Annotated in this window: 21 protein-coding genes; 12 read left to right on the plus strand and 9 right to left on the minus strand. The window is 64.8% G+C overall.

Features of this window, described 5'->3' with window-relative positions; genetic code table 11:
• Positions 1-278 precede the first annotated feature (278 nt).
• Positions 279-938: a hypothetical protein gene (locus tag DU478_RS01320; protein WP_114509115.1), complete on the plus strand. Its 660-nt coding sequence runs from the start codon at positions 279-281 to the stop codon at positions 936-938.
• Between the two features lie 381 nt (positions 939-1,319).
• Here DU478_RS01320 and lpdA read toward each other — a convergent pair whose 3' ends face one another.
• The 6 genes from lpdA to DU478_RS01350 form a co-directional block, all read right to left on the minus strand.
• Positions 1,320-3,071: a dihydrolipoyl dehydrogenase gene (gene lpdA / locus DU478_RS01325; RefSeq protein WP_114509116.1), complete on the minus strand. Its 1,752-nt coding sequence runs from the start codon at positions 3,069-3,071 to the stop codon at positions 1,320-1,322.
• 10 nt (positions 3,072-3,081) lie between these two features.
• The gene (gene aceF, locus DU478_RS01330; RefSeq protein WP_233501079.1) at positions 3,082-4,353 is read right to left on the minus strand and encodes a dihydrolipoyllysine-residue acetyltransferase; all 1,272 of its coding nucleotides are present in this window, start codon (positions 4,351-4,353) and stop codon (positions 3,082-3,084) included.
• A 25-nt stretch (positions 4,354-4,378) separates the two neighbouring features.
• On the minus strand, positions 4,379-7,036 hold the full coding sequence (aceE, locus tag DU478_RS01335) for a pyruvate dehydrogenase (acetyl-transferring), homodimeric type (RefSeq protein ID WP_114509118.1): 2,658 nt from the start codon (positions 7,034-7,036) through the stop codon (positions 4,379-4,381).
• Between the two features lie 325 nt (positions 7,037-7,361).
• Positions 7,362-8,534: a DNA recombination protein RmuC gene (locus DU478_RS01340; protein WP_114509119.1), complete on the minus strand. Its 1,173-nt coding sequence runs from the start codon at positions 8,532-8,534 to the stop codon at positions 7,362-7,364.
• Entirely contained in the window at positions 8,531-10,363 is a 1,833-nt protein-coding gene (gene mutL / locus DU478_RS01345; protein WP_114509120.1) for a DNA mismatch repair endonuclease MutL, read from the minus strand. The genes DU478_RS01340 and mutL overlap by 4 nt, the downstream gene beginning before the upstream one ends.
• 308 nt (positions 10,364-10,671) lie before the next feature.
• Positions 10,672-11,892, minus strand: coding sequence for a urate hydroxylase PuuD (locus tag DU478_RS01350; RefSeq protein WP_114509121.1), 1,221 nt, complete (start codon positions 11,890-11,892; stop codon positions 10,672-10,674).
• A gap of 102 nt (positions 11,893-11,994) precedes the next feature.
• Between DU478_RS01350 and DU478_RS01355 the strand changes: the two genes are divergently transcribed.
• The 3 genes from DU478_RS01355 to DU478_RS01365 are packed head-to-tail and all read left to right on the plus strand — an operon-like array spanning position 11,995 to position 14,249.
• On the plus strand, positions 11,995-12,909 hold the full coding sequence (locus DU478_RS01355) for a LysR family transcriptional regulator (RefSeq protein WP_114509122.1): 915 nt from the start codon (positions 11,995-11,997) through the stop codon (positions 12,907-12,909).
• A 54-nt stretch (positions 12,910-12,963) separates the two neighbouring features.
• A complete protein-coding gene (locus DU478_RS01360; protein WP_114509123.1) occupies positions 12,964-13,872 on the plus strand; it encodes an MBL fold metallo-hydrolase in 909 nt (302 codons plus the stop codon).
• The gene (locus DU478_RS01365; protein ID WP_114509124.1) at positions 13,872-14,249 is read left to right on the plus strand and encodes a rhodanese-like domain-containing protein; all 378 of its coding nucleotides are present in this window, start codon (positions 13,872-13,874) and stop codon (positions 14,247-14,249) included. Before DU478_RS01360 ends, DU478_RS01365 begins: the two co-directional genes overlap by 1 nt.
• 152 nt (positions 14,250-14,401) lie before the next feature.
• On the opposite strand, the gene DU478_RS01370 is transcribed toward DU478_RS01365, so the two are convergent.
• Positions 14,402-15,724 (minus strand): ammonium transporter, encoded by a 1,323-nt coding sequence (locus DU478_RS01370; RefSeq protein WP_114509125.1) that lies wholly within the window; start codon positions 15,722-15,724, stop codon positions 14,402-14,404.
• A 32-nt stretch (positions 15,725-15,756) separates the two neighbouring features.
• Complete coding sequence (locus tag DU478_RS01375) at positions 15,757-16,095, minus strand: P-II family nitrogen regulator (RefSeq protein ID WP_114509126.1); 339 nt, start codon at positions 16,093-16,095, stop codon at positions 15,757-15,759.
• Between the two features lie 257 nt (positions 16,096-16,352).
• Between DU478_RS01375 and DU478_RS01380 the strand changes: the two genes are divergently transcribed.
• The 7 genes from DU478_RS01380 to DU478_RS01410 all read left to right on the plus strand — a co-directional run bounded on the left by DU478_RS01380 (position 16,353) and on the right by DU478_RS01410 (position 24,583).
• Positions 16,353-18,566 carry a transglycosylase domain-containing protein gene (locus tag DU478_RS01380; RefSeq protein ID WP_114509127.1) on the plus strand — a complete coding sequence of 738 codons (2,214 nt, stop codon included), beginning with the start codon at positions 16,353-16,355 and terminating at the stop codon, positions 18,564-18,566.
• Between the two features lie 128 nt (positions 18,567-18,694).
• Positions 18,695-20,428 carry a type I secretion system permease/ATPase gene (locus tag DU478_RS01385; RefSeq protein WP_114509128.1) on the plus strand — a complete coding sequence of 578 codons (1,734 nt, stop codon included), beginning with the start codon at positions 18,695-18,697 and terminating at the stop codon, positions 20,426-20,428.
• Positions 20,425-21,729, plus strand: a complete 1,305-nt coding sequence (locus DU478_RS01390) for an HlyD family type I secretion periplasmic adaptor subunit (RefSeq protein WP_114509129.1) — start codon at positions 20,425-20,427, stop codon at positions 21,727-21,729. The genes DU478_RS01385 and DU478_RS01390 overlap by 4 nt, the downstream gene beginning before the upstream one ends.
• Positions 21,730-21,835: 106 nt before the next feature.
• Complete coding sequence (locus tag DU478_RS01395; protein ID WP_114509130.1) at positions 21,836-22,300, plus strand: RidA family protein; 465 nt, start codon at positions 21,836-21,838, stop codon at positions 22,298-22,300.
• Position 22,301: 1 nt separating this feature from the next.
• A complete protein-coding gene (locus tag DU478_RS01400) occupies positions 22,302-23,051 on the plus strand; it encodes a glycerophosphodiester phosphodiesterase family protein (protein ID WP_114509131.1) in 750 nt (249 codons plus the stop codon).
• 45 nt (positions 23,052-23,096) lie between these two features.
• Entirely contained in the window at positions 23,097-24,296 is a 1,200-nt protein-coding gene (locus tag DU478_RS01405) for a GNAT family N-acetyltransferase (protein WP_114509132.1), read from the plus strand.
• Positions 24,293-24,583, plus strand: a complete 291-nt coding sequence (locus tag DU478_RS01410; RefSeq protein ID WP_114509133.1) for a 4a-hydroxytetrahydrobiopterin dehydratase — start codon at positions 24,293-24,295, stop codon at positions 24,581-24,583. Before DU478_RS01405 ends, DU478_RS01410 begins: the two co-directional genes overlap by 4 nt.
• Positions 24,584-24,625: 42 nt before the next feature.
• On the opposite strand, the gene DU478_RS01415 is transcribed toward DU478_RS01410, so the two are convergent.
• On the minus strand, positions 24,626-25,114 hold the full coding sequence (locus DU478_RS01415) for a peroxiredoxin (protein ID WP_114509134.1): 489 nt from the start codon (positions 25,112-25,114) through the stop codon (positions 24,626-24,628).
• Between the two features lie 119 nt (positions 25,115-25,233).
• Here DU478_RS01415 and rsmD point away from each other — a divergent pair, with 119 nt between their 5' ends.
• Entirely contained in the window at positions 25,234-25,794 is a 561-nt protein-coding gene (gene rsmD / locus DU478_RS01420) for a 16S rRNA (guanine(966)-N(2))-methyltransferase RsmD (protein WP_114509135.1), read from the plus strand.
• Positions 25,795-25,961 lie beyond the last annotated feature (167 nt).

The raw sequence follows: 25,961 nt of genomic DNA on the forward strand, positions 1-25,961 counted from the left end.
TCGAAAAAGGAAACAGGCCATCGCTGCCAGCCCTTTGCATGTCGTTGTGCAAGTTGGGCCAAGGGCTCGGAGCGCTCTATCCACTCCGAACCCGGAGTGACAGCGCCGCGAGGCCCCGACGGTGCAGTCTTGAAAGTGGCGAGTGGAAAACCCTCACCCCACCGCTCCGGGATAGGACAATTGACTGCACCTCATGACGCGATAGCCTGACCCCCCGGACAGCGCCGGCAAGCGCCAACCGCCCGACACGACGCCCGACAGGAAGGAAAAGATTGATTATGATCAAAGCGCTGAGAGTATCGTTGATGATCGGGTGCATGACCATTGTCATGACCACACCAAGATCTGCCTGGTCCGAAAATGACTGCATCAATTGCGGACCAGCTTTGATGGGGTCTGAATCCGTCACGAGGGTGACTGATTATATCAATTCTTATTGCCGACCGATTGCCAGCATTCACAGCCTTTGCAGCAGAATGGATGATGTTGAGAATTTTGATGATGATATCATGAACTTCTTTACTGACTGTGGGGACAAAGAACTGGACGCCATTCATGCGGCCCTTCGCAACGTCGAGTGCAGAAATAACAATTTTAAGGAGGGCGATCCATATAGGGATAGTATTCGCCTTATTCCGCTGATTTCCCACTACATCCCAAATTCAAGTTTCTATCTCAAAAAGATTGCTGACAAATACATCGAGGCGGGCAGGGTTGATGACCTTGCTGGCATAATCAATACACCCGATCACCACGGCAGAAACTACCTCGATTATATCGAGTTTATTCGTCAGTATGCTGATGAAGGGTCCATTCAAAGCAGAGACCTTCAGAAAGTCATAAATCTGAGCTGCAATCTTGGGGGCAGGTACAATCAAAAGCCTCAGCCCGAGGGGTGCCAGACCCATGAACGGCTGCGCTCCCATTTCGATGATTAGAAAGAGGTGATTTTGGCGCGCGCCGATCGGTGAGGGCGCAGGACCTCTTTGCGGCGTTCAGAGGCGTGGGCCGTCACTTTGCACCTTGTGCGTGCATAGGGTCATCGGGGCGAGCCAGTGTCGCAGGCGATATCGCGTGGGTGACGCTTTTTCGGCGATCCATGGCAGAGAAGCGACCGGAAGCGCCCTGCGCAAGGCCAACCCCATCTGGCTGACATGTGGCAAGCCGACCTCCGGCGCGGAGGCCTTCCGAAGATGTCTTGGGGAGGCTTTGCCGGACATAGCGTCAGGCCCGAAAGGAGCTTAAACACAAGTTGCACCACGAAATGCAAAGAGCGGGCCATCGCTGGCCCGCTTTCCGGTTTGGTTCGTCTATACCGCTCAGTGCTTTTTCTTCTTCGGCGGCATCAGGTCGGTGATCGTGCCCTCGAACATCTCGGCGGCGAAGTTCACCGTTTCCGACAGGGTCGGGTGCGGGTGGATGGTGTGGCCGAGGTCGACCGCATCCGCCCCCATCTCGATGGCCAGCGCCGCTTCGGAAATCAGATCACCGGCATTGGTGCCGACGATGCAGCAACCGATGACGCGCTGGTCCTCGGGGTCGAACAGGAGCTTGGTCACGCCCTCGCTGCGGCCGTTCGACAGCGACCGGCCCGAGGCGGCCCAAGGAAAGACGCCTTTTTCGAACTTCACGCCCTTGGCCTTGGCCTCGGTTTCCGTGAGGCCGCACCAGGCGACCTCGGGGTCGGTATAGGCCACCGAGGGGATGAGCTTCGCGTCGAAGAACCGCTTTTCGCCGGCACAGACCTCTGCCGCGACCTTGCCTTCATGCACCGCCTTGTGCGCCAGCATCGGCTGGCCCACAACGTCGCCGATGGCGAAGATGTGCGGCACGCCGGTGCGCTGCTGGTTGTCGACGGCGATGAAGCCGCGATCGTCCACCGCGACGCCCGCCGCTTCGGCGTCGATCAGCTTGCCGTTGGGTTTGCGGCCCACGGCGACCAGCACCTTGTCGAAGGTATCGGTGGATTCCTCGCCCTTCTCATCCTCGAAGGTCACCTTGAGGCCACCCTTCTGCGCCTCGACGTTCTTGACCTTGGTCTTGAGCAGGATGTTCTCGTAGCGGCCCTTGATGCGGGTGTGCAGGGGCTTCACGATGTCCTTGTCGGCGCCGGGGATGATCTGGTCCATCAGTTCCACGACCGTGATCTTGGAGCCGAGCGCGTCGTAGACACAGGCCATCTCCAGACCGATGATGCCGCCGCCCAGAACCAGCATTCGCTTGGGGATGTCCTTGAGCTCCAGCGCACCGGTGCTGTCGATCACCCGCTCGTCGTCATGCGGGATGAAGGGCAGTCTCACCGCCTCGGACCCGGCAGCGATGATGCACTGGTCGAAACTGACGGTCTTGGTGCCGTCGTCGCCCTCGACTTCGATCATGTTGGGTCCGGTGAACTTGCCGTAGCCCTGCACCACCTGCACCTTGCGCGCCTTGGACAGACCCGAAAGGCCGCCGGTGAGCTGCTTGACCACGCCGTCCTTGAAGTCGCGCAGGTCGTCGAGCTTGATCTTGGGCTTGCCGAAGCTGACGCCGTGGCTGCCCATTTCCTCGGCCTCGGTGATGACCTTGGCCACGTGCAGCAGCGCCTTGGACGGAATGCAGCCGACGTTGAGGCAGACACCGCCCAAGGTCGGATAGCGTTCGATCAGGATGACGCTCTTGCCCAGGTCCGCGGCACGGAAGGCCGCGGAGTAGCCGCCGGGGCCGGAGCCAAGGACGACCACCTCGGCGTGCATGTCGCCCTTGCCGGACGCGGTGCCCGAGGCGGCGACGGATTTCGGTGCTTCCTTGGGGGCCTCCTCGGCCCCTTTCGGCGCCTCCTCGGCCTTGCCGTCATCGGCGTCGGCGCCTTCGAAGACCATGATGACCGATCCCTCGGACACCTTGTCGCCTTCGCTGACCTTGATTTCCTTGACCGTGCCGGCGGCGGGCGACGGGACTTCCATCGTCGCCTTGTCGCTCTCCAGCTCGATCAGAGCGTCTTCCTTGGCGACGGTGTCGCCGACGGAGACGAGGATCGAGACCACCGGCACGTCCTTGAAATCACCGATATCGGGTACTTTGATATCCATCTCTACCCCCTCACCACATCAACTTGCGCATGTCGCCGAGCAGCGTCTTGAGCGTCACGCAGAAGCGTGCGGCAAGCGCGCCGTCCACCGCGCGGTGATCGTAGCTGAGCGACAGAGGCTGCATCAGGCGCGGCTCGAACTCGGACCCGTTCCAGACCGGCGCCATCTTGGACCGGGTGAGGCCCAGGATCGCCACCTCGGGCGCGTTGACGATGGGCGTGAAGGACGTGCCCCCGATCCCGCCCAGCGACGAGATGGTAAAGGTGGCGCCCTGCATGTCCTTGGACTTGAGCTCGCCGTCGCGGGCGGCTTTCGACAGGGTCATCAGTTCCTTGGAAATCTCCACCAGCCCCTTGCGGTCGGCATCCTTGATGACCGGAACCATCAGGCCGTTGGGCGTATCGGCGGCAAACCCGATGTTGTAGAAATCCTTCTTGATCAGCTTGTCGCCGTCGGGGTGGATCGAGCTGTTGAACTCCCAGTGCTGCTTGAGCGCCGAGACGCTGGCCTTGATGACGAAGGACAGCAGTGTCACGCGGTAGCCGTCTTCCTTGGCCTGGGTGTCCATCTCCTTGCGGTACTTGTCGAGTTCGGTGATGTCCGCCTCGTCGTTGTGGGTGACATGCGGGATGTTGAGCCAGGAGCGGTGCAGCGCGGGGCCCGAGATCTTCTTGATCCGGGACATTTCCACCTCTTCGATGGGCCCGAACTTGGAGAAATCCACCGCCGGGATCGGCGGGATGCCCATGCCGCCCGCGACAGCGCCGCCACCGGCGGAGGGGGCGACCTGGCTCTTCATCGCCTTTTCGACATCTTCGCGCAGGATGCGACCCTTGCGACCGCTGCCGTTGACCTTGTTGAGGTCGATCTCGACCCGGCGCGCAAAGGCGCGAACCGACGGCGAGGCGTGGACCTTGGAAAAGCCGGCGTCGGTGACCGGAGCCGAAGCGGGCGCCGGTGCGGAGGATGCTGCCGGTGCTTCCTGCTTCGGCGCGTCCTTCTTTGGCTCTTCCTTTTTCTCTTCCTTGGCCGGCGAGTCGCCGCCCGAGGTTTCTTCGAAGATCATGATGACCGTGCCTTCGGACACCTTGTCACCCTCGGAGACCTTGATCTCCTTGACCTTGCCGGCAGCGGGCGACGGCACTTCCATCGTCGCCTTGTCGCTCTCGAGCTCGATCAGCGCGTCTTCCTTGGCCACGGTGTCGCCGACCGAAACCAGGATGCTCACCACCGGCACATCGCTGAAATCGCCGATATCGGGGACTTTTACGTCTGTCGTCATAGTCTTGTCTCCTCGTTCCGCCGTCTCAGACCAGGCGCGGGTTCGGCTTGCCGCCGTCGATGTCATATTTGCTCAGGGCTTTCTCGAGGTCCTTCTCGGACACGGCCCCGTCGCGGTAGAGGTCCACCATCGCCGCCGCGGCGATGTGGTTGGCGTCCACCTCGAAGAACTTGCGCAGGTTCACCCGGCTGTCGGATCGGCCGAAACCGTCGGTGCCCAGCACCGTGAACCGGTTCGGGACAAAAGCGCGGATCTGTTCGCCGTAGTTCTTGATGTAGTCGGTGGCGCAGATCACCGGACCCTTGAGGCCGTCCATCACCTGGGTGACGTAGGGCACGCGCTCTTCCGCCAGCGGGTTCAGACGGTTGTGGCGCAGGCAATCCTGGCCGTCGCGCGCCAGTTCGTTGAAGCTGGTCGCGGACCAGATGTCCGAGGTGACACCGAAGTCCTCCTTGAGCATCTCGGCCGCCTTGATCGCCTGCACCAGGATCGTGCCCGATCCCATGAGGTTCACATGCTTCTTCGCGGGCTTCGCGGTCTTCTGCATCCGGTAAAGGCCCTTGATGATGCCCTCCTCGGCGCCCATCGGCATCTCGGGATGGTGGTAGTTCTCGTTCATCAGGGTGAGATAGAAGAACACGTCCTCCTGATCGACGAACATGCGCTGCAACCCGTGCTGCACGATCACCGCGACCTCGTAGCTGAAGGTCGGATCGTAGCTGATGCAGTTCGGGATGGTGCCCGCGAGGATGTGGCTGTGCCCGTCCTCGTGTTGCAGGCCCTCGCCGTTCAGCGTGGTCCGGCCCGCCGTGCCGCCCAGCATGAAGCCGCGCGCGCGGCTGTCGCCGGCGGCCCAGGCCAGATCGCCGATGCGCTGGAAGCCGAACATCGAGTAGTAGATGTAGAACGGGATCATCGGCACGCCGTGGGTGCTGTAGGACGTCGCCGCGGCGATCCAGTCCGCCATGGCGCCGGCTTCGTTGATGCCTTCCTGCAGGACCTGGCCGTCCTTGCTTTCCTTGTAGAACATCATCTGGTCGGCATCCTGGGGCGTGTAGTTCTGCCCCAGCGGATTGTAGATGCCCACGGACCGGAACAGCCCTTCCATGCCGAAGGTGCGGGATTCGTCCGGCACGATCGGCACGACGTTCTTGCCCACCTTCTTGTCGCGCAGAAGCGTGGTCAGGATGCGGACAAAGGCCATTGTGGTGGAAATCTCGCGGTCGCCGGTGGATTCCAGCTGGCCCTTGAAGGCCGACAGCTGCGGCACCTCGAGCTTGGGCGCGTCCCGCCAGTCGCGTTTCGGGAACTCACCGCCCAGTTCGCGGCGACGTTCGGTCATGTAGGCCTTTTGCGCGTTGTTCAGGCTGACGAAGGGCGCGTTCTTGATGTCGGCATCGTCCACCGGGATCTTGAAGCGGTCGCGCATGGCGCGCAGCTGCTCGTCCTGCATCTTCTTCTGCTGGTGGGTGGTGTTCTGCCCCTCACCGGCGGTGCCCATGCCGTAGCCCTTGACCGTCTTGACCAGCAGACAGGTCGGCTGGCCTTCGGTCTTGGTGGCGCGCAGGAAGGCGTTGTAGACCTTTTTCGGGTCGTGTCCGCCGCGGCGCAGGCCCCAGATCTGGTCGTCGGACCAGTCGGCCACCAGTTCGGCGGTTTCGGGATACTTGCCGAAGAAATGCTCGCGGATATAGGCGCCGTCCTTGGATTTGAACGTCTGGTAGTCGCCGTCGATGGTTTCATCCATCAGCTGGCGCAGCTTGCCCGAGGTGTCCTTTTCCAGCAATTCGTCCCAACCGCGGCCCCAGAGCAGCTTGATCACGTCCCAGCCGGCGCCGCGGAAGGCGCCTTCGAGTTCTTGCACGATCTTGGAGTTGCCGCGCACCGGACCGTCGAGCCGTTGCAGGTTGCAGTTCACCACGAAGATGAGGTTGTCGAGCCCCTCGCGCGCGGCGAGGTTGATGGCGCCCAGGCTTTCGGGCTCGTCCATCTCGCCGTCGCCGAGGAAGCACCAGACCTTGCGGTCGCCCATGTCGATATGGCCGCGGTTGTGCATGTATTTCATGAACCGCGCCTGGTAGATCGCCATCAGAGGGCCGAGGCCCATGCTGACCGTCGGGAACTGCCAGTAATCCGGCATCAGCCAAGGGTGTGGATAGGAGGACAGCCCGCTGCCCGACACTTCGGAGCGGAAGGATTCCAGCTGATCCTGGCTGATCCGGCCCTCCATGAAGGACCGGGCATAGATGCCGGGGACGACGTGACCCTGGAAGAACACCAGGTCGCCGCCATGCATGGCGGATCTCGCGCGCCAGAAATGGTTCAGACCGACGTCGTACAGCGCCGCGGAGGAGGCGAAGGAGGCGATGTGACCGCCGTATTCGCTGCTTTCCTTGTTGCGGCGGACGACCGTCGCCATGGCGTTCCAGCGGTTGATCGTGCGGATGCGCCATTCGGTTTCGTAATCGCCGGGCATGTCGACTTCGTCATCTGGCGAGATGGTGTTCTGATACGGCGTCGTGGCTGAAAACGGCAGGGTCGCACCGGCGGCGCGCGCCTGCTGCACGGCCTTGTCGAGCAGGAAATGCGCGCGGTCGGGACCGTCGCGCATGATCACGTCTTCGATCGCTTCCCGCCATTCGCCGGATTCAATCGGATCGATATCGTTCTGGCTGTCTTTCATCGACCTCTCCCTTCGTGTCGCGCCGCCGTTGCGGCGAGGAATTCGTTCAGCGTTAAACGTTCCACCGCATACGCCGAAGAATATTGATTTTCACGGTTTTCCGCGGTCGCGTCGTCCCTAGCACAGGTCTTTCCCCAAGGGCAGTTCCGCAGATGCATAGCATTGATGCGTCTGGTGCATGGCAAAAACGCTTAACGTTGAACGATCTTGTCTGTGGGCGCATTGGCGGCACAGATTCCTCCCTTTTCAGGCAGCAGACCATGTGTCGCGCACAAAATGCAAGTAAAGGGCGAATTTGACAGGGAAATCGCGCTGCAGCGCGGCGTCAGCGGAAGGGTTTTTCCAGCGGCACGACACGGCTTTGCGCTTCGGCCTCAAGCTCTTCGAAGTCGAAATTGTCGAGCCTGCGCGCGCGCCGCCCGGCCTTATCGGCGCTGATCTTGATCTCGGCGATGTCCTTGGACGCCTGCCCGAAATGTCGATCCAGGTTCTCCACCCGGCTGCCCAGACGATCCACATCGGCGTAAAGCAGCCCCAGTTCACGGCGAATCGCGCCCGCCTGTTCCTGCATCCGCGCATCCTTGAGGATCGCGCGCATGGTGTTGAGCGTCGCCATGCAGGTGGTGGGCGAGACGATCCAGACCCGGGCGGCGAAACCGTCGCGCACGATCTCGGGAAAGTTGGCGTGCAGCTCGGCATAGACCGCTTCGGAGGGCAGGAACATCAGCGCGCCGTCGGCGGTCTCGCCTTCGATGATGTAGCGTTCGGAAATGTCCTTGATGTGCTTGCGCACCGCCAGCCGCAGCGCCTGCGCGGCGCGGGTCAGCTGTTCCTGCGTCTCGGCCCGGCGCAGCTGTTCGTAAGCCTCCAGCGGGAACTTGCTGTCGATGCAGATCGGCCCCGGCGGATTCGGCAGGTGAATGAGGCAATCGGCCCGGCGGCTGTTCGACAGCGTCGCCTGCAGCGTGTAGCTGTCTTTGGGCAGCGCCTTGCCGACGATGTCGGTCAGCTGGATTTCCCCGAACGCCCCGCGCGTCTGCTTGTTGCTGAGGATATCCTGCAACGACAGCACGTCGCCCGACAGCTTGGTGATGTTGGCCTGCGCCTTGTCGATGCTTTCCAGCCGTTGTTGCAGATCGCCCAAGGATTGCGCCGTGCGGCGGGCCGAGCCATGCAGGTTCTCGGTCATCTGGCTTTGCACCTGCGCGAGCCGCTGCTCCATCAGTTGCAGCATCGCGGTCTGGCTTTTGGCCTGCGCCTCGCTGACGTGGTGAAGCCCGCCCGCCAGCCGTTCCTGCCCGTCGCCCAAGCCCTTCACCGTCTGGCCCATATGGCCGATCTGCGCCGCCAGCGGCTCGGTCAGACGCGCCGAACGTCCTGCCGCGCGCAGGGCGAGGATCAGCAGCACGGCGATCAGGCACAGCGCGGCAAAACCCGCAAGCGCCAGCAGGACAAAGGGATCGTTCAGGTCGAAGGTGGTGTCGCCGAAGGTGATCATGTGCGCCCGAACAGCCGCTCGATATCGGCCAGCTTGAGTTCCACGTATGTGGGCCGGCCGTGATTGCACTGGCCGGAATGCGGCGTCGCCTCCATCTCGCGCAGGAGCGCGTTCATCTCTTCGGCGCGCATGACGCGGCCCGAGCGGATGGAGCCGTGGCAGGCGACGCGGCTCAGGATCGCTTCGATCTTTTCCTGCACCAGCGCGCTCGATCCGGTGTCGGCCAGTTCGTCCAGCACATCGCGCAACAGCGCCTCGGCATTGACCTCGCCCAGGATCGCGGGGGTTTCGCGCACGGCGACGGCCCCGCCGCCGAAAGGTTCGATGCCAAGACCCATGCGGTATAGATCGTCCGAGATGTCGAGCAACCGGGCGGCGTCGTCGGAGGATAGCTCGACGATTTCGGGGATCAGCAGCGCCTGCGCAGCGACGCCGGTTCCGGCCATCTGGCGTTTGAGTTTTTCGTAGACCAGCCGTTCGTGGGCGGCGTGTTGATCGACGATGACCATGCCGTCAGGGGTCTGGGCGATGATGTAGTTCTCGTGCACCTGCCCGCGGGCGGCGCCCAGCGGCTGCGCCGTCTCCTCAAGCCCTTGCGGGCTTTCCTCGACCGGGGCCACGGTGCGGCCGCTGTAGGCCGTCTCCATTTCGGCAAAGCCGGGGGCCTGGGCCACGTGGGCCGCCTGCCGCGCGCCAAGGCTGGGGCGGTCCATCTGGTAGACTCGCGGCCCGGCCGGTTCGGGCCGCATCGCGCCAAGGGTCATGTTCGCGACGGTCGACGAGGCGCGATGTCCGGCCTCGGCCAGCGCGTGACGCAGGGCCGAGATGATCAGGCCGCGCACAAGGCCCGGATCGCGGAACCGCACCTCGGACTTTGCCGGGTGCACGTTCACGTCGACCTTGTGCGGGTCGCAATCGACGAAAAGCGCCACCGCCGGGTGCCGGTCGCGGCTGAGGAAATCGGCATAGGCCCCGCGCAGGGCGCCGATCAGCAGCTTGTCGCGGACCGGTCGGCCATTGACGAAAAGATGCTGCGCCACGGCAGAGCCCCGCGAATAGGTCGGCAGGGCGGCAAAGCCGGTCAGCCTCAACCCTTCGCGCTCGGCGTCGATGGCGAGCGCGTTCTCGGTGAACTCGCGCCCCATGACCTGCCCCAGGCGCCCGCGCAGCGCATCGAAAAGGTCGCCGGTCAGCGGGTCGGCGCGGAAGGTCACGCGCCCGTCGCCACCGCCCGACACGTCGCGCAGGGTGAACCCGACCGCCGGTTCGGCCATGGCCAGACGTCGCAGAACCTCGCCCACGGCCTGGGTCTCGGCCCGGTCGCTGCGCAGGAACTTGAGCCGCGCCGGCGTCGCGTAGAAGAGATCGCGCAGGGTGACCACCGTGCCGCCGTTCAGCGCCGAGGGCCGCACCTTGCCCGCCTCGCCGCCGCTCACCGTGATCTCGCAGGCCTCGGACCCGGCGGCGCGGCTGGTGATGGTGAGCCGCCCGACCGCGGCCAGCGACGGCAACGCCTCGCCGCGGAAGCCGAAGGACTGGATGTCGAGCAGGTCGGAGCCGTCTATCTTGGAGGTGGCGTGCCGCGACAGGGCCAGCGGCAAGTCGTCCGGTGTCATGCCGCAGCCGTCGTCCGTGACCCGGATCAGGGTCTTTCCGCCATCGGCGATCTCGACCGTGACGCGGCGCGCGCCGGCGTCGATGGCGTTCTCGATCAGCTCCTTGACCGCCGAGGCCGGGCGCTCGACCACTTCTCCAGCGGCGATGCGGTTGACGGCCGCATCGTCCAGCTGTCGTATGACAGGGCGCATATTGGGGACATGGGTGTTCATGCCACAAGACCTAGCAGGCTCGGGACGATTCTGGAACGACGGAATTGCCTTGTCGCGTTCCGATCCCGGCTCTTGACCCGTGGCCGAATTGCCGCCAGATCACGGAAATTTATTAACGCAACAATAGTTCATTGGTCGCAATGGAACTTTAAGATTATTGCTATAGTTATTGACGCAGTTCAATCGACATGCAGGAGGCTCTCATGCTCGTTCCGCGTATCACCTTCGACACCATCGCCGCCGTCTACGGCGACGATTTCGCCCGCACCTGGTTTACACCGGTCTCTCTGATCGCCGGGCGCTGACGCTCACCCGCCCGTCGCGGCGTCGTACCACGCGCGGATCGCCGCGCGCTCGGTCTCTTCCATGTAGCTGACGTTGCCCGGCGGCATCGCGTGGCTGAGACCGGATTGCAGATAGATGGCCCGCGCATTTCCGGCGATCTGCGCGGCATCGTCCAGACGGACACCTTTTGGCGGCCACAGGATCCCGTCCCAGAACGGCTCTGCCGCGTGGCACATGGAGCAGCGGCCAAGAACGATATCCTGCACGTGATCGAATCCCTGGGCCTGCGCGAACCGTTGTTCCGGCGACCCGGCCATATCGGCATCGGCGCGGAACATCGGCGCGGTACTCAGCCACATGATGAGAATGAACAGGATCGCCGTGACCGCCCAGGTCCAGGTTGGTTGGCCCGTACGTGCGTGCATCGAGTTGAAATAGTGCCGGATCGTCACCCCCATCAGGAACACCAGCGACGCGATCAGCCAGTTGTATTCGGATGCGAAAGCCAGCGGATAGTGATTGCTCAGCATCAGGAAGATCACCGGCAGGGTGAGGTAGTTGTTGTGGGTGCTGCGCTGCTTGGCGATCTTGCCGTATTTCGCATCCGGCGTGCGGCCCGCGATCAGGTCGTCGACGACGATCTTCTGGTTCGGGATGATGGTGAAGAAGACGTTGCCGCTCATGATCGTGGCGGTAAAGGCGCCTAGGTGGAGCAGCGCCGCACGGCCTGAGAACACGCTGGTGTAGAAATAGGCCATCCCGACGAGGATGACGTAGAGCAGGATCATCAGCCGCGTGTTGTCCTCGCCAAAGCGGCTCTTGCAGATCAGGTCATAGGCGACCCAGCCCAACCCCAGCGAAGCGAGCGAGATGCCCACCGCCTGCCAGCGCGTCAGATCCATCACGGCGGGGTCGATCAGATAGAATTCCGCGCCGAGATAATAGACCAGCGCCAGCAGCGCGAAGCCCGACAGCCAGGTCGAATAGCTTTGCCATTTGTGCCAGATCAGCCCGCCCGGCATGTGATCCGGCGCCACCAGATATTTCTGGATGTGGTAGAACCCGCCGCCATGCACCTGCCATTCCTCGCCATCGGCGCCCGACGGCAGATTACGGTCGCGGTGCAGGCCCAGGTCCAGCGCGATGAAGTAGAAGGACGACCCGATCCAGGCGATCGCGGTGATGACATGCAGCCATCTTATGGCGAATTCCAACCATGCGCCCATTGCTGCCAGATCGTACATTGTCTGCTCCTGTCCCGTGATGCCGTCACGCTATACGGGCGAGGACTTGTTTGTTAATCATTGAAATCACCAAGCAGTTTCAAAAATCATGCGAAAGTCGAAATGGCCTATGTAAACAACATCCGCATGTTCCTGCGTGTCTACGAATTGGGCAGCATGTCGGCCGCGGCCCGGGACCAGCGGACCTCGCCCGCAGTCGCGTCGAGCCGGGTTGCGGAGCTGGAAAAGCACCTTGGCGTGCGGCTCTTCAACCGCACCACGCGGGCGCTGCACCCCACCGAGCACGGGCAGATGTTCTACGACGGCGCGCGCGGCATTCTCGACGCGATCGAGGCCGCCGAGGGCACGGTGATGGAGGCGACGCAATCGCCCAAGGGCACGCTCTTCGTTTCGGCGCCGCTGTTCATCGGACGCCGGATCATCGCCCCGGCCCTGCCCGCCTTCCGCGCCGAATACCCCGAGATCAACCTTCGACTGCGGCTCTCGGACCGGGTGGTGGACGTGACCGCCGAGGGGCTCGACATGGCCTTCCACCTCGGACCGCTGGTCGATTCGGATCTCAAGGTCCGGATGATCTCGGATTGCCCCCGCCTGCTGCTGGCGGCGCCATCCTACATCGCGCGGCGCGGCAATCCGGAAAGCGGCGCGGCGCTGGTCGAAGAGGGGCACGACTGCCTCAACCTGCGGTTCCCCGGCGCGCGGGAATTCCAGTGGACCTTGCAGACCGACGGCGGCCCGCGACGCTATGAAATCGCCGGATCGCTGGAGACCGACAACAGCGAGGTGCTGACCGACTGGGCGGTGGCCGGTTGCGGCATCGTGCTCAAGCCCCGTTTCGAAGTGGCCGAGCACCTGCGCAGCGGCGCGCTGGTGCCGGTGGCCGCGGCGACCCCGCCCTACCCTGCGCAACTGGCCTGCCTGACCCCGTCGCGGCGGCTGCGCGATCCCAAGGTCCAGGTCTTCTCGGATTTCATGGTCGCGCGCTGCCGCGAGGCCATCGCCGCGGCGGACCCTTGACCTCTCATTATATTCCATTATCTGAATTTGACTGAAACGGAAACGGAGGCCGCCATGTTCACCCGCACCAGCCCGTCCCGCGGCCCCGGCTCGCCCCGGGTCGACGGGTTCCACGATCCGGCCACCGGATCGGTCCAGTACGTCGCCAGCGATCCCGCTACCGGCCAGGCGGCGCTGATCGACACGGTGCTGGATTTCGACCCGCGCAGCGCCACGACCTCCACGCACAGCGCGCAGACGGCGCTGGACTTCGTCGTCCACGAGGGGCTGAGCGTTCAGTGGATCCTCGACACCCACCCCCACGCGGATCACCTGATGGCGCAGGCCTGGCTCAAGGAGCGGACCGGCGCCACGACCGGCATCGGAGAAAAGGTCCGGGAGATCGCGGCGCTGTGGGCAGACATCTACCACCTGCCGGACACCTTCGACCCCGACCGCGACTTCGACCGGCTCTTTGCCGATGGCGACCGCTTCGCGCTCGGATCGCTCGAGGTGCAGGTGATCCTGTCCCCCGGCCACACGCTGGGCTCGGTCACCTACGTCATCGGCGACGCGGCCTTCGTTCATGACACCTTCATGCATGTCGACGCCGGCACCACCCGCGCCGACTTCCCCGGCGGATCGTCGAAACAGCTCTACGCCTCCCTGCAACGGCTCCTGAGCCTGCCGGACGACACGCGGCTCTTCGTCGGCCACGACTACCCGCCAGTCGGCGACCGCGCCGATCCGGCGTGGGAAGCCTCGGTCGCCGATCACCGCGCGCACAATCCGCACGTGGGCGGCGGCGTGTCCGAAGCCGCATACTGCAAGCTGCGCGACGACCGTGACGCAACCCTGTCGCTGCCCGACAGGATGCTGCATGCGTTGCAGGTCAACTTGCGCGGCGGACGCCTGCCGGATCCGGAGGCCGACGGCCGCAGCTACTTCAAGATCCCCGCAAACCACTTCGGAAAGGACACCTGATGCAGACCGAAACCATCGGCACCGCCACGCTCGAGACCTGGACCCCGGAAGAGGTCGCCAAGGCGCTCGACGCGCATGAGGTCGTCCTGATCGACGTGCGCACCCCGCAGGAATACATGTTCGAACACATCCCCGGCGCGCTGCTGATGCCGATGGCCTTCTTCGACCCGGCCAACCTGCCGGGACAAAGCGACAAGCGCATCGTTCTGCACTGCGGTTCCGGCCTGCGCTCGGAAAAGATGGCGCGCATGGCTTTCGAAGCGGGCTTCGACCGCCTCGCGCATCTCGGCGGCGGCTTCGCGAAATGGAAGGAGGCCAGGCTGCCCTACATCGGCACCAACATGGCCAGCGGCGCCCCCAAACGCGTCACGCCCTGAACCCGCGCGCCCCTTCATCTTGCCAATAAACTCCAGAGAGCACGAGAGACAGCGTCTCTCGTATCCGCGCCCCGCGCGGATTGCCGACGAACGAAAAAGCCCGGGCGCGAACGCCCGGGCAGGTTTTCCTTGGACTGACAGGAAGGAGAAGATCAGCCCTTGGAGAAATCGGGATAGGCTTCCATGCCCAGCTCGGACATGTCGAGACCGTTGATCTCGGCCTCTTCGCTGACGCGGATTCCCATGACCGCCTTGAGGATGAACCACACCACGGCGGAGACCACGAAGACGAAAATGCCGATCGAGATCACACCGAGCGCCTGCACCGCGAAGGAGGTGCCGTCGGTGTAGAACGGCACGGCCATGGTGCCCCAGATACCGGCGATCAGGTGGACCGGGATGGCGCCGACGACGTCGTCGATCTTCATCTTGTCCAGCATCGGCACGGTGAAGACCACGATGATGCCGCCGATGGCGCCGATCCAGAGCGCGCCGAAGAGCGTGGGATCGAGCGGACCTGCGGTGATCGACACCAGGCCCGCCAGCGCACCGTTGAGCGTCATCGTGAGGTCGGGCTTCTTGTACATCACCTGCGTGAGGATCAGCGCGGCAACCGCACCGGCCGCGGCGGCCATGTTGGTGTTGGCAAAGATGCGGGACACGTCGGTCACGTCACCCACGGTGCCGGCTGCGAGCTGCGAACCGCCATTGAAGCCGAACCAGCCGAGCCACAGGATGAACGTGCCCAGGGTGGCGAGGGCGAGGTTGGAACCCGGCATCGGCACGGTGCGGCCATCCTTGTACTTGCCGATCCGCGGACCGAGAATGAGCGCACCGGCGAGGGCTGCGAAACCGCCTGCGGCATGCACGAGGGTCGAACCGGCGAAGTCGGAGAAGCCCGCCTCGGAGAGCCAGCCGCCACCCCACTGCCAGGAGGCTTCGATCGGGTAGATGAAGCCGGTCAGAACGACGACGAAGATCAGGAACGGCCAGAGCTTGATACGCTCGGCCAGGGTGCCCGACACGATCGACGCTGTGGTGGCGCAGAACATCAGCTGGAAGAAGAAGTCCGATCCGACCGAGGCGTAATCAAGCGCCGCGGCAGAGGCATCGAGGCCCACGGGCTCGAGCACGGTCGGCGAGAACAGGATGCCGACGTAGCCCGCCACGGTCCAGCCGTCGCCCGGGTACATCAGGTTGAAGCCGACGAACCAGTACATGATCGCAGCGATCGAGAAGAGCGCGATGTTCTTGGTCAGCTGCATGGTCACGTTCTTGGAGCGCACCAGGCCGGCCTCGAGCATGGCAAAGCCCGCGGCCATCCAGAACACGAGGAAGCCGCCGATCAGGAACAGCAGCGTCGTAAAGATGTACGGGTTGATGTCCGGCGCCGCCTCGGTCGCGTCCTGCGCGAAGCCAAGGCTGGGCAGCGCGACGAGCGCAACAGCCGGAGCGAGTGTCTTGAAAAGTTTCATTGGTTCCGTTTCCCTAACTCTTATTGCTGCGTTCAAAGCGCGTCTGCGTCGGTTTCGCCGGTGCGCACCCGCACCGCCTGCAACACGTCCAGAACGAAAATCTTGCCGTCGCCGATCTTGCCGGTCTGGGCCGTCTTCGAAATGGTTTCGACCACCTGGTCGGCCATCGACGCGGCAACCACGATTTCAAGCTTGATCTTGGGCACGAAATTCACGGCGTATTCGGCACCGCGATAGATTTCCGTGTGACCCGATTGCGAGCCGAAGCCCTTGATTTCTGTCACCATCATGCCGCGGACGCCGATGGAGGTCAGCGCCTCGCGGACCTCCTCCAGCTTGAACGGCTTGATCGTCGCAATGATGAGTTTCACCTTGGTCCCTTTCGGTTTGGCAGGTCGGGGCCTGCGTTCTGCAAATGCAGAAAGAGCCGCCGCGCGGCGTTCGGGAAAGGGCAAAGGCCAGAGGTACAGTCCATTGATTGCGGCAAAATGCACAAATTTTGCACAATTTGATGTTTGTGTCTAAAAATTAGGCGCAATAAAAAAACGGAAAAACTGCTGCAAGCGGTCTACTTCCCCGTTCGGACAGTCTATTCTGGGCGCAATGGGCAGAAAGCCGGGCAGAGAACATGAGTGATTCAGGTCGTGGAAAAGGTCGGCTCGTCGCCGATCGACGCTATCCCAAAAAATCCACCGCGCAGACCGCGAAACCGAAACGGACGCCGGCGAAATCCACCCGCCGCAAGGCCAAGGCACGCAAGCCCCGGCGCGGCGGCATCACCGGCTTCATCCTCGGGATGTTCTCCTGGATTTTCCGCCTGATCTGGCGCCTGACCTGGCGGATCACCGCCGTGGCGCTTCTGCTCCTGGCCCTGGCGGTGGGGTACGAATACACCAAGTTGCCCGAGGCGACGGCGCTGCTCGACGGGCGCGCCCGGGGGTCCGTGACCCTGCTCGACCAATCGGGAGCGGTCTTTGCCCGGCGCGGCGACCAGTTCGGCGGTGCGGTGACCGCCGACAGCGTGTCGCCGCATCTGGTCGACGCCATTGTCGCCACCGAGGACAAGCGCTTCTACTACCACCTGGGCGTGAGCCCGCGCGGCATCGCCTCGGCCATCCGCATCAACCTGAGCGAGGGCCGCGGGCCGCTCTCGGGTCACGGCGGGTCGACGATCACCCAGCAGACCGCGAAACTGCTTTGCCTCGGCGTCGAATACGATCCCGGCGAATGGGAGAGCGAAAGCGATTACGTCTCCGACTGTCGCCGCGGATCGCTGACGCGCAAGCTCAAGGAGGCGATCTATGCGCTGGCGATGGAGGTCAAGTACACCAAGGACGAGATCCTCTCGATCTATCTCAACCGCGCCTACATGGGCGGCGGCGCCTACGGGGCCGAGGCGGCGGCGCAGCGCTATTTCTCCAAGTCTGCGGTCGAGCTGAACCCGGCGGAATCCGCGATGATCGCGGGCCTGCTGACCGCACCGTCGTCGCTGGCACCCACGTCGAACCTGGGTCGGTCGCAAGCGCGCGCGGCGACGGCCCTGCGGCTGATGAACGAACAGGGCATGCTGTCGGACGCGGAAACGCAGCGCTACCAGGACAACCCTGCAACGCTGGGCCGCGATGCCGAAAGCCCGTCGGGCGGCTATTTCGCAGACTGGGTGATCCGCAGCCTGCTGCCGGGCGACCCGACGCAGGACGGCGACAGCCCCGACAACGACAGCCGCACCAGCATGGCCGACGACATCATGCGCGCGCTGGAGCAGGCCGAACGCGACAAGGTGATCCAGACCACGCTGGACCCGCGCATCCAGTCCATCGCCGAAGACGTGATGGAAGAGACCATCGCCGGTCTCAAGGAAGGGTCCAAGGCGCAGGCGGCCATCGTCGTGATGTCCGCCGACGGCGCCGTGCGCGGCATGGTCGGCGGCCGCGACGCCACCGCCTCGGGCGGGTTCAACCGCGCCACCCAGGCGCGGCGGCAGACCGGATCGGCATTCAAGCCGTTCATCTACGCCGCGGCGATGGATTTCGGCTATTCGCCCTATGACACGGTGGTGGACGAGCCGTTCTGCATGAACATTCCCGGTTCGGGCCAGTGGTGCCCCGAGAACTACACCAAGAACTTCAGCGGCCGGGTGACCCTGATCGACGCACTCAAGCGCAGCCTGAACATCCCGGCGGTGAAGATCTCCGAAGGTGTCGGCCGCCCGGTCGTGCAACAGGTGGCGACGCAATTCGGCGTGGAAAGTTCTCTGATCGACACGCCGTCCCTGGCTCTGGGCGCCTCCGAGGCGTCGCTTCTGGAAATGACCGCCGCCTATGCCGGGTTCCTGGCGCAGGGGCACCGGATCGAACCCTACGGCATCACCGGAACCGAAGGCACCGGCGTGCGCGAACTGGTCATCCAGCCCGACGCCGCCGGGCAACTGGTTTTCATGCTGGAAAAGGTCGTCTCCGAAGGCACCGGCACCCGTGCCCGCCTGCCCGACCGTCAGGCCGCCGGCAAGACCGGCACCAGCCAGGAGGCGCGCGACGCTTGGTTCATCGGCTTCACCGCCGATTACGTCACCGGCATCTGGATGGGCTACGACGACAACACGCCGCTGTCGGGCGTGGCCGGCGGCGGGCTTCCGGCCGAGATGTGGCAGCAGGTCATGGCGCGGGTGCACGACGGCCTCCCGGCAAATCCCTTGCCGATGGTGGTGCCACAGCCGCCGCAGCCGGTCGTGCAGCCGGCCCCGCAACCGGCGCCGCAGCCACAGCAACGCCAGCAGCGCCGCGAAGACCCGATCGAAGGTCTGGTGAACCAGCTTCTGCGCGACCTTCTCGGGGGCAATTGAGCCATGACACGACGCGGCGGACCAGAGGGCGTGGAAAAGGTTTGGCGCCACGCCCCACGGTGCGCTATCACTCCACCGACCTCTCATTTGAACCCCGTATTTCACACGCAAACTGATAGCCGAGCCACATGACCCAGCAGCGCCCCAAGACCGGCCTCGAAGAACTGAAAGCCGCCCGCCGAGAAAGCCGCCCCTATTTCTGGTTCGTCGGCATCTTCAGTTTTTTCGTGAACCTGCTGATGCTGACAGGGCCGCTTTACATGCTTCAGGTCTACGACCGGGTGCTGGGGTCGCGGTCCGTCGCCACGCTGATCGCGCTCTCGGCGATCGTGGTGTTCCTCTACGGGATGATGGGCCTACTGGACTATGTCCGCGGCCGGGTCATGGGCCGGGTCGCCGCGCGGTTCCAGTCGCGGCTGGATCTCCGCGTGTTCGACGCCGTGGTGCGCCGGTCGACCACCCGCCCGGACGAGCTGTCGGCCACCGGGTTGCGCGACCTCGAATCGGTGCAGCGGCTGATGGCCTCGCCGGTGCTGATGGCGTTCTTCGACATCCCGTGGACGCCGGTGTTCCTGGTCGGAATCGCGTTGTTCCACCCCTGGCTGGGGTATCTTGCCGTGACGGGCGGCGCGGTGCTGATCGTGATCGCCCTGATCAACCAGGTCGTGACCCGCAATCCTGGGCTGAACTCCAACATCGCCACCTTCAAGGCCGAGAAGATCTCGGACCAGATCCGGGGCGAGGCCGAGATGGTGTCGGCCATGGGCATGCGCGGCGATGCCTTCCGCCGGTGGGAAGGCGCCCGGCGCGACGCGCTGCGCGGTCAGATTTCCAGCTCGGACCTGCTGGGCAGTTTCACCACGCTGACCAAAACCCTGCGGCTGCTGCTGCAATCGGCGATGCTGGGCCTCGGGGCCTATCTGGTCCTGCAGGGCGAACTGACGCCCGGGGCGATGATCGCCGGGTCGATTTTGATGGGCCGGGCGCTGGCGCCGATCGAACTGGCCATCGGCCAGTGGGCACTGGTGCAGCGCGCGCGCAAGGGCTGGAGCAACCTCGCACAACTCCTGTCCGAAACCCCGCCCGAGTCGCCGCGCACCGACCTGCCGAAACCGCGCGCCAAGCTCGATGTCATGCAACTGACCGTGGTGCCGCCCGGCGAACAGCAGGCGGCGCTGCGTCTGGTGAGCTTTGCCGTGCAGCCCGGCCAGGCCATCGGCGTGATCGGCCCGTCGGGCGCCGGCAAGTCGACCTTGGCGCGTGCGCTCACCGGTGTCTGGGCACCCGCGGGGGGCAAGATCCGGCTCGACGGGGCGTCGCTGGACCAATACGCGCCGGACGTCCTGGGCAAGTACATCGGCTATCTGCCGCAGCGTGTCACCCTGTTCGACGGAACGATTGCCGAGAACATCGCGCGGCTGTCCGCCGCGCCGGACGATGCCAAGATCGTGGCGGCGGCGAAAAAGGCCGCGGCGCACGAGATGATCCTGAAACTGCCCGACGGCTACGACACCCGCGTCACAGCCGCCGGCGGTCGCCTGTCGGGTGGACAGATGCAACGCATCGGACTGGCCCGCGCCATGTACGACGATCCGATGATCCTGGTGCTGGACGAACCCAATTCGAACCTCGACAACGAGGGCTCCGAGGCGGTCAATGCCGCGATCCGGACGATGAAATCCGAAGGCCGGTCGGTGCTGATCATGGCCCACCGCCCCGCGGCCATCAAGGAATGCGACATGCTGCTGATGCTCGACGGCGGCAGCCGCACGGCGTTCGGACCCAAGGACGAGGTGCTGCGCCAGGTGACGCAGAACCACCAGCAGATCCAGACGGCCGTCGGCCAAGGAGGTGTGCGATGAGCGGCAAACCCGAATTTCCCCTGCGCGGCCCGATGGTGCTCGGGCTGCTGACGCTGGGCCTGCTGGTCGGCGGGTTCGGGACCTGGGCGGCGACCACGAACATCTCGGGCGCGATCATCGCCTCGGGGCAGATCGAGGTCGATCAGAACCGCCAGGTCGTCCAGCATCCAGACGGCGGCGTGGTCGCCGAGATCCTCATCGACGAGGGCGACCTGGTCAGCGCGGGCCAGCCTCTGCTGCGGCTCGATCCGAATCTGGTGCAGTCCGAACTGACCATCGTCGAGGGCCAGTATTTCGAACTGCGCGCCCGGCGCGCCCGGCTGGCAGCGGAACGCGACGGGACCGACACGATCCGCTTCGACGACGACCTGCTGGAACGCGCCGAAACCGATGCCGAGGTGGACGAGCTGGTCGAGGGTCAGCGCAATCTTTTCGAGGCACGCAAGGAAAGCGTGGGCCGAGAAATCGACCAGCTGGGCAAACGGTCTGACCAGATCGCCGACCAGATTTCCGGCATCGAGGCGCAGCAGACCGCGCTGCGCCAGCAGCTGGCGCTGATCGAGGATGAACTGGCCGATCAGCAGTCGCTGCTCGACCGCGGGCTGGCGCAGGCGAGCCGAGTCTCGGCGTTGCAGCGCGAACAGGCGCGGCTTCTGGGCAGCGTCGGCGATCTCACCGCGCAGAAGGCGCAGGCCGAGGGCCGGATCACCGAGATCGAGATCGAGATCCTCAAGCTGGAAACCCGGCGCCGCGAAGAAGCGATCACCACCCTGCGCGACCTGCAGTACCGCGAGCGCGAGCTGGCGGAACAGCGCCGCGCCCTGACCGAACGGCTGGGCCGGATGGAGATCACCGCGCCGGTGTCGGGCGTGGTCTACGGCCTCTCGGTCTACACGCCGCGGTCGGTGATCCGCGCGGCGGACCCGGTGATGTACCTGGTGCCGCAGGACCGGCCGCTGATCATCGCGGCACAGGTGCTGCCGATCCACATCGACCAGCTGTTCCTCGACCAGAGCGTGTCGCTGCGCTTTCCGGCGCTGGACCAGCGGCAGACGCCCGAGCTTTTCGGACAGGTGGTGCAGATCTCGGCGGATGCCTTCCAGGACGAAAGCTCTCAAGTGAGCTATTACCGTGCCGAGATCGTGTTGTCGGAGGGCGAAGTCAACCGCCTGCCCGAGGGCAGCACCCTGATCCCCGGTATGCCGGTGGAGGCCTTCATCCGCACCGCCGACCGCACGCCGCTGGCCTATCTGGTCAAGCCGCTGTCGGATTATTTCTCCAAGGCGTTTCGCGAAAGCTGAGGCGAGGACGCCCGAAAAGGGCGGAGGAGCATCGCGTCGGCCCCTTGCGGGGCCTCTTCGCTGCGCCTAGCGTGGCGGCAAACCCGTCATCCAGAAAGGCTGCGCCATGACCCATGACATCGAAACCCGCCTGACAGAGCTTGGCATCACGCTCCCGGACGCCCCCGCGCCGGCGGCGAACTACGTGCCCTACGTCATCACCGGCAACACGGTCTATGTCTCCGGCCAGATCTCCAACGGCCCGGACGGGCTCATCAAGGGCAAGCTCGGTGACGACATGTCGGTCGAAGCCGGCGCCGAAGCCGCGAAAAGCTGCGCCATCAGCCTGCTCGCGCAGGTCAAGGCGGCCTGCGGCGGTGATCTCAGCCGCCTGACGCGCGTCGTCAAGCTGACCGCCTTCGTCAATTCCACCGCCGAATTCACCGACCAGCCCAAGGTCGTCAACGGTGCCTCTGACTTCCTCGTCGAGGTCGCGGGCGATGCCGGGCGGCATGCCCGGTCCGCCGTCTCCGCCGCATCCCTGCCGATGGGCGTCGCGGTCGAGATCGAAGGCATTTTCGAGATTTCCTGACATGCCCGCCCTGCCCGAGGCTTTCCTGGGCCGCCCGATCGCGCACCGCGCCCTGCACGGTCCTGGCGCGCCGGAAAACTCCGGCCCGGCCATCGCCCGCGCCATCGCGGCGGGTTACGGCATCGAAATTGATGTGCAGCTCTCGTCCGATGGGCGCGCGATGGTCTTTCACGACTACGACCTGCAACGGCTTACCGGCACCAAGGGAGCCGTCCAGCAACGTAGTGCCGCCGCTCTGGCGGACCTGCGCCTGCTGGGCACCGAGGCAGCCATCCCGACCCTGCGCGAGGTCCTGGCGCAGGTGGCGGGCGCCGTGCCGCTGCTGATCGAGGTCAAGGATCAGGACGGCACGCTGGGCCCGCGCGTCGGCCCGCTGGAAGACGCCGTCGCCGCCGATCTCGAAAGCTATTCCGGGCCGGTGGCGGTCATGTCCTTCAATCCGCACAGCGTCGCGCATTTTGCCGGGGCCGCGCCGCAGATCGCCCGCGGCCTGACCACCGACGCCTTCACCGCCGAAGACTGGCCGACCATCCCCGCGGCCACCCGCGACCGGCTGCGCGATTTTCCCGATTACCACCACGTCGGCGCCAGCTTCATCAGCCATGCCGCCGACGACCTGGACAATCCCCGCGTCACGGAGCTGAAGAATGCCGGTGCCGCGATCCTGTGCTGGACCATCCGCAGCGCCGCGGCAGAGGCGCAGGCAAGGCGGATCGCGCAGAACGTCACCTTCGAAGGCTACGACGCTTGAACCCACCCGCGCGGGCCACAGATAGGGCAGGGTAAGGGGGCGCAGATGACCGACCAAAGCCCGGACCAGACCATAGCCATCACCGTTCTGACCTCGCTGTCGCAGATCCCTGCGGCGGCCTGGGATGCCTGCGCCTGTCCCGAAACCGCCGATGGTGGGCGTCCGCACGATCCGTTCACCACTCACCGTTTCCTGAGCGCGCTGGAAGAGTCCGGCTCGGTCGGCGGGCGCAGCGGTTGGGATCCGCGCTACCTGATCGCTGAAATCGGCGGCGAGACCATCGCCTGCGCACCGCTTTACGGCAAGAGCCACAGCCAGGGCGAGTACATCTTCGACCACAACTGGGCCCATGCGCTGGAAAACGCGGGCGGGCGTTATTACCCCAAGCTGCAGATCGCCGTGCCCTTCACCCCCGCCACGGGCCGCCGGTTCCTGACCCGGCCGGGGTTCGAAAGCATCGGCATGTCGGCGCTGGTGCAGGGCATGGTGCAGCTGGGCGCCGACAACGGCCTCTCTTCGGCGCATGTGACCTTCTGCACCGAGGCGGAGGCCATCGCGGGCGAGAAGATGGGTCTTCTGCGGCGCGCCACGCAACAGTTCCACTGGATCAATCGCGCCTACGCGGATTTCGATGCCTTCCTCGCCACGCTCAGTTCGCGCAAGCGCAAGGCGATCCGCAAGGAGCGTCGGGTCGCACAGGGCTTCGGCGGCACGATCCGGATGCTGCGCGGCGACGATATCCGGCCCGAACACTGGGACGCCTTCTGGACCTTCTACCAGGACACCGGCGCGCGCAAATGGGGCACCCCCTACCTGCGCCGCGCGTTTTTCGAGATCGCGCAGGAAACCCTGCGCGACGATATCGCGTTGGTCATGGCAGAGCGCGAGGGCGATTACGTCGCGGGCGCGCTCAACTTCATCGGACGAGACACGCTCTACGGTCGCTACTGGGGCTGCATCGAGGACCACCCCTGCCTGCACTTCGAGGCGTGTTACTATCAGGCCATCGACCTTGCCATAGAGATGGGTCTGGCGCAGGTCGAGGCCGGGGCGCAGGGTGAACACAAGCTCGCCCGCGGATACCTGCCGGTGCAGACCCATTCGCTGCACTGGATCGCCGACACCGGTTTCGCCGACGCCGTGGCGCGTTATCTTGAAGCCGAGCGTGCTGCGGTCGATGAGGACATCGAGATCCTGACCGCCTTCGGCCCGTTCAGAAAAGCCAATCGAGAGGAACACCAATGACCGAGCTGCTCTCAGACACCGCCCGGAAAACCGTTCTGCAACCGCTGTTCGACAGCGGCTGGGAGATGGTCGAAGGCCGCGATGCGATCCACAAGACATTCGAATTCGGCAATTTCATCGAGGCTTTCAGCTGGATGACCCGCGCCGCGATCTGGGCGGAGAAGTGGGACCACCATCCCGAATGGTTCAACGTCTACAAGACCGTCGAGGTGACGCTGACAACCCACGACGTGGGCGGCGTGTCGTCGCTCGACGCCAAGATGGCGCGCAAGCTCGACAGCCTTTGATGTTTGGCGCGGCGCGGGGTCCAGCCCCGTGCCGCTGCCGGATTACATGGCGGCGAGCAGCGATTCTCCCGCCGAGGTCTCGCAGACGCCGCGGCCTTCCTCGGGCAGCCAGACTGTCACCACGCCGTCCTCGACCAGCATCGCGTAGCGCATGGACCGCGAGATAAGCCCGATCGCATCGACGCTGAACTCCATGCCGATCGCCTTGGTGAAGGACGCATCCGCATCCGACAGCAAGGTGATCCCCGCCGCGGTGGCGCCGGTGTCGTTGCCCCAAGCCTGCATGACGAAGGGATCATTGACGGCGATGCAGATAACCTCGTCCACGCCCTTGGCTGCTAGGGCGTCCATGTTGCGGACAAAGCTTGGCATATGGGCAGAGTGACAGGTTGGCGTGTAGGCGCCCGGCACCGCAAAGATCGCGACCTTGCGGCCCTTGAGCGTGTCGGACAGCGACACCTGTTCCGGTCCCTCGTCCCCGATGCGGACCAGCGTTGCGTCGGGCAGCGTCGTGCCCTTGGAAATGGCCATGCGGCAGCCTCCTTTGATTTGCGTTTTCCGATCACCGGCATATAGGCTCGGTCCGGCAAAGACCAATCGCAAAGCGCAAGGCCCGCCATGCCATCTGCCGCATCCGGCATCGCCCGAACATGAGGATCGTCGCCGGAGAGTTCCGCGGGCGGCCGCTGGCCTCGGTCGGAAAGGGCGATCCGGCCGCGCATCTGCGGCCCACCACCGACCGCGTGCGCGAAGCGCTGTTCAACATGCTCGCGGGCGGCAGGTTCGGCGACCCCTTCGACGGCACGCGGGTGCTGGACCTTTTCGCCGGGACCGGCGCGCTTGGGCTCGAGGCGCTGTCGCGCGGGGCGGCGCATGTGACGCTGGTGGACGACGGGCGCAAGGCGCAGGCGCTGATCCGCAAGAACATCGGCCTGTTGGGGGCTGGCGACCGCACGCGGCTGCTGGGCTGCGATGCGACGCGGCTGCCGCAGGCGGAGGCGCCCTGCGCGTTGGTGTTCCTCGACCCGCCCTATGGCAAGGCGCTCGGTGCGCGGGCGCTGGAGGCGGCGTTGGCGCAGGGCTGGATCGCGGAAGGCGCGCTGGTGGTCTGGGAGGAAAGCACGCCGCAATCTGCGGTCGCGGGGTTCGACCTGCTCGATACGCGGCGGTACGGCGACACGCATGTGACGCTTTTGGAGAAGGTGGACTGAGGGTTTACCAGTTGCCGGCCCGAACAGCACCGAAGGTGCCGGGCCAGCGGCAGTCAGCCCCCGGGCTGCCGCTTTGGCGAAGCTTGGTGCACAGTCGCGAGGTCTTTCGGAGGTGGCCGACATAAAGTGCTTAGGCCCAACGTCGGAGCGGCACCCCGCTGGCTGCC

Source organism: Thalassococcus profundi (assembly GCF_003344785.1).
GTDB lineage: Bacteria > Pseudomonadota > Alphaproteobacteria > Rhodobacterales > Rhodobacteraceae > Puniceibacterium > Puniceibacterium profundi.

Excerpts from the sequence above, each read along its gene's own strand:
- DU478_RS01350 (WP_114509121.1), bottom strand. The coding sequence starts at position 11,892 with ATGTACGATCTGGCAGCAATGGGCGCATGGTTGGAATTCGCCATAAGA.
- DU478_RS01415 (WP_114509134.1), bottom strand. The coding sequence starts at position 25,114 with ATGGCCATTTCCAAGGGCACGACGCTGCCCGACGCAACGCTGGTCCGC.
- DU478_RS01395 (WP_114509130.1), top strand. The coding sequence starts at position 21,836 with ATGACCCATGACATCGAAACCCGCCTGACAGAGCTTGGCATCACGCTC.
- aceF (WP_233501079.1), bottom strand. The coding sequence starts at position 4,353 with ATGACGACAGACGTAAAAGTCCCCGATATCGGCGATTTCAGCGATGTG.
- DU478_RS01380 (WP_114509127.1), top strand. The coding sequence starts at position 16,353 with ATGAGTGATTCAGGTCGTGGAAAAGGTCGGCTCGTCGCCGATCGACGC.
- mutL (WP_114509120.1), bottom strand. The coding sequence starts at position 10,363 with ATGAACACCCATGTCCCCAATATGCGCCCTGTCATACGACAGCTGGAC.
- DU478_RS01365 (WP_114509124.1), top strand. The coding sequence starts at position 13,872 with ATGCAGACCGAAACCATCGGCACCGCCACGCTCGAGACCTGGACCCCG.
- DU478_RS01370 (WP_114509125.1), bottom strand. The coding sequence starts at position 15,724 with ATGAAACTTTTCAAGACACTCGCTCCGGCTGTTGCGCTCGTCGCGCTG.
- DU478_RS01400 (WP_114509131.1), top strand. The coding sequence starts at position 22,302 with ATGCCCGCCCTGCCCGAGGCTTTCCTGGGCCGCCCGATCGCGCACCGC.
- DU478_RS01360 (WP_114509123.1), top strand. The coding sequence starts at position 12,964 with ATGTTCACCCGCACCAGCCCGTCCCGCGGCCCCGGCTCGCCCCGGGTC.
- DU478_RS01320 (WP_114509115.1), top strand. The coding sequence starts at position 279 with ATGATCAAAGCGCTGAGAGTATCGTTGATGATCGGGTGCATGACCATT.
- DU478_RS01340 (WP_114509119.1), bottom strand. The coding sequence starts at position 8,534 with ATGATCACCTTCGGCGACACCACCTTCGACCTGAACGATCCCTTTGTC.
- lpdA (WP_114509116.1), bottom strand. The coding sequence starts at position 3,071 with ATGGATATCAAAGTACCCGATATCGGTGATTTCAAGGACGTGCCGGTG.
- rsmD (WP_114509135.1), top strand. The coding sequence starts at position 25,234 with ATGAGGATCGTCGCCGGAGAGTTCCGCGGGCGGCCGCTGGCCTCGGTC.
- aceE (WP_114509118.1), bottom strand. The coding sequence starts at position 7,036 with ATGAAAGACAGCCAGAACGATATCGATCCGATTGAATCCGGCGAATGG.
- DU478_RS01390 (WP_114509129.1), top strand. The coding sequence starts at position 20,425 with ATGAGCGGCAAACCCGAATTTCCCCTGCGCGGCCCGATGGTGCTCGGG.
- DU478_RS01355 (WP_114509122.1), top strand. The coding sequence starts at position 11,995 with ATGGCCTATGTAAACAACATCCGCATGTTCCTGCGTGTCTACGAATTG.
- DU478_RS01405 (WP_114509132.1), top strand. The coding sequence starts at position 23,097 with ATGACCGACCAAAGCCCGGACCAGACCATAGCCATCACCGTTCTGACC.
- DU478_RS01385 (WP_114509128.1), top strand. The coding sequence starts at position 18,695 with ATGACCCAGCAGCGCCCCAAGACCGGCCTCGAAGAACTGAAAGCCGCC.
- DU478_RS01410 (WP_114509133.1), top strand. The coding sequence starts at position 24,293 with ATGACCGAGCTGCTCTCAGACACCGCCCGGAAAACCGTTCTGCAACCG.